1 protein-coding gene is annotated in these 2,903 nt (G+C 72.9%); it reads left to right on the top strand.

Annotated features, from left to right (window positions below; all coding sequences use genetic code 11):
• Nucleotides 1-834: 834 nt before the first annotated feature.
• A complete protein-coding gene (locus ACSNOK_RS32255) occupies nt 835-2,877 on the top strand; it encodes a bifunctional glycosyltransferase 87/phosphatase PAP2 family protein (RefSeq protein ID WP_436784340.1) in 2,043 nt (680 codons plus the stop codon).
• Nucleotides 2,878-2,903: the final 26 nt, after the last annotated feature.

The following is a 2,903-nucleotide window of genomic DNA, read 5'->3' on the forward strand; positions in this document are numbered from 1 at the left end:
GGTGAGGGGTGAGGTGGTGGTGCGGGGCCGGGCGGCGGCGAGGGGCGGGGCGGCGTCGGAGCGTCCGCCCGGGCCGCCCGCCGCGGTGGGGCGTGTGGTCGTCATGGAAGGGGAGGGTGGCAGTCGGACCCCGAACGGCGCATGGGATTTTCCGGGTGGCCGGGGTGTGGTGCTCTGGGTTTTCCCTTGCGGGAAGGGGACCTTAAGGGGGGCCCTCAGGGGACCCCGTACGGGAAGGACCCCGTACGGGAAGGACCCCGTACGGGAAGGACCCCGTACGGAAGGACCCCGTACGGGAAGGAGCCCGTACGGGAAGGACCCTAGGCGGCCTGTACGGGCGGAGAGCCCCGGGCCCTTCGTCACTCCTCCACGCAAGGCGCCCGGAGCCCCGTACGAAAGAGGCGCCACGCCTTCCCCGTACGGGGCAGGAGACCGGGCATCCCGTACGGGCGAACCCCCGGGCTCCCCGTAAGGGGGTCCCTTACATGAAGAGACCCGGCTTCGGCGCCCCCTACGGACCGAGCGCCCCCGACCCCTCCCCTAAGGGGCGAGACCCGGTGTCCCGTACGGGGGAAGCGCTCGGACTCCCGTACGGGGGAAGGAATTGCCCCCCCGTACGGGCAAGAACCCGGCGCACCGCCCCCCAAAGGGATCCTCAGCACCCCTAATGGGCGGGATTGCCGCCCTCCCGCCCCCTAGGGGGGCGCGTTCTGGCCACGTTCGGCGGCTTTGAGGTGACCTGGGGGTGACCTGCGGCTGTTCTCCAGGACTCAGTAAGGTCTCAAAGAGCCGGACGAGCGTGACCGCGATGGGCGACCGGAGGGGCAGTAAGGCGTGGTGGAAGCAGAACGGAGCGGGGCGGCCGAAGCGCGGCGGGCGGGTTCACGGACCCTCGTGGCCCTGGGAGCCCTCTGGCTGATCGCCGGGTTCCTGGCCGTGCGCCAGGCGGCGGTGGTGCTGCGGCGTCCGCCCGACCGCCGGTTCGCGGACCTCGCCACGTGGATAGGGGAGCACGGCGTCCTGCGGGCGCGCGGCTCCTTCTACGAGGACGGCCGGTTCACCGGTACCCCCGTCGGCGGCCTGGTGTTGAGACCGCTGACGAACGCCGCCGAGCACAGTCTCGGCATCGCCTGGACGCTCGGGACGCTGCTGCTCGTCGTCGCCCTCGCGCTGGCCGCCGCCCGCTCGCTCCCCGGCCCGCTCTCCCGCCGTACCACCCTGCTCGCGGCCCCCGTCGCGGTGAGCCTCACCGTGCTCTCGCTCCCCGTTCGCAGCACCTTCACCCTCGGCCAGACCAGCATCATCCCCGTCCTCCTCGTCGTCCTGGCCTGCTGCGCACCGCCGTTCGCCCAGGGCTCCGGGCGGGCGAGCGGCATCCTCGTCGGTGTCGCGGCGGCCCTGCAGCCGGCCGTCCTCCTCTTCGCCCCGCTGCTGTGGCTGACCGGCCGCCGCCGCGCGGCCGTCACCGCCGGCGTGACCTTCGCCGCGACCACCGCCCTGGCCTGGGCCGCGGCGCCCGACGACTCCTGGACGTACTGGGTCCACCACATCGCCGGCGCCGGCCTCGGCGACAAGCCCGACGGCCTGGCCAACCAGTCGCTGCACGGCCTGCTGCTCCGCCTCGGCCTGCACGGCCCGGTGGAGATCGCGCTGTACGGGGTACTGGCCGTCGCCGTCGCCGTGCTCGGCCTGCGCCGGGCCGCCCACTACGCCCGCGACGGGCAGCCGCTGCTCGCCACGGCCATCACCGGTTGCGTCGCGGTCGCCGTCTCGCCGACCGCCTGGCAGCACCAGCAGCTGTGGATCCTGCTCGCCCTCGCCGGGCGCGTCGGCAAGCGGCGCGCGGACCGGCTGGTGTGGCCCGTCCTCGTCGTGCTCGTCATGACGCTGCATCACACGATCCTCGTCCCCGACAATCCGGTTCTCGTGCCGATCGGCGACAACGCGCCGCTGCTCGCCGCGCTCGCCGCCGCCTGCGCCGTGCCGTTCCTGACCCGCACGTCACCGCTGTGGGACCGGCCGGCCCCGACGCCGGTCGCGGAGCCGCAGCCGGGCCGGTTCGCGTGGGTGCCGCTGCTGCGCTTCTGGAAGCGGCCGCTCAACCGTCCGAACCTGTTGCTGGAGTTGATGCTGATACGGGTGGGGTACTTCGCCTACTCGTACATCCGCGCCAGCGCCCCGGAGGAGCGGGCCCCGGCCGAGTCGCACGGCCGGCAGATCATCGGTGCCGAGGAGTTCCTGCACATCGACTTCGAGCATGGCTTCAACCACTTCGTGGCGGGCATCGGCTGGCTCAAGGACAGCATGAACTACTACTACGGCACCTTCCACTTCCTCGTGCCGCTGTCCCTGCTGGCCTTCCTCTACGTGCGCCGTCCGGCCACCTACCGGTGGGCGCGCACGGCCCTCGCCCTGGCCACGCTGCTCGCGCTCGTCGGCTTCTGGGCGTACCCGCTGGCGCCGCCGCGCCTGATGCCGGGCCGCGGCTTCATCGACACGGCGAACGGCCCGCAGGACCTGTCCAACCCCGACTTCGGCGCGCTCACCGAGCTGTCCAACCAGTACGCGGCGATGCCCTCGCTGCACATCGGCTGGTCGCTGTGGTGCGGTGTCGTGATTGCCGTGGTGGCGCCGAAGGTGTGGATGAAGGCGCTGGGGATGGTCTACCCGATGATGACCTTCCTGGTGATCATCGGTACGGCCAACCACTACGTCCTCGACGCGTGCGGCGGCGCGCTGGTGGTGGCCGGCGGGTTCGGCATCCAGTACGCGCTGAGCGGGCCGGGCCGGACGGCCCTCGCCAGGATCCCGGCGGCCCGCAGCGGCGCCGACGCCGAGACGACCGAAGCGGTGCCGTCGGCGCGGGTCGGCGGCTGACGTGGGGGTAGGGGTGGGGATGCGGG

The sequence above is a fragment of the Streptomyces sp. URMC 126 genome (assembly GCF_051386555.1).
Classification (GTDB): domain Bacteria; phylum Actinomycetota; class Actinomycetes; order Streptomycetales; family Streptomycetaceae; genus Streptomyces.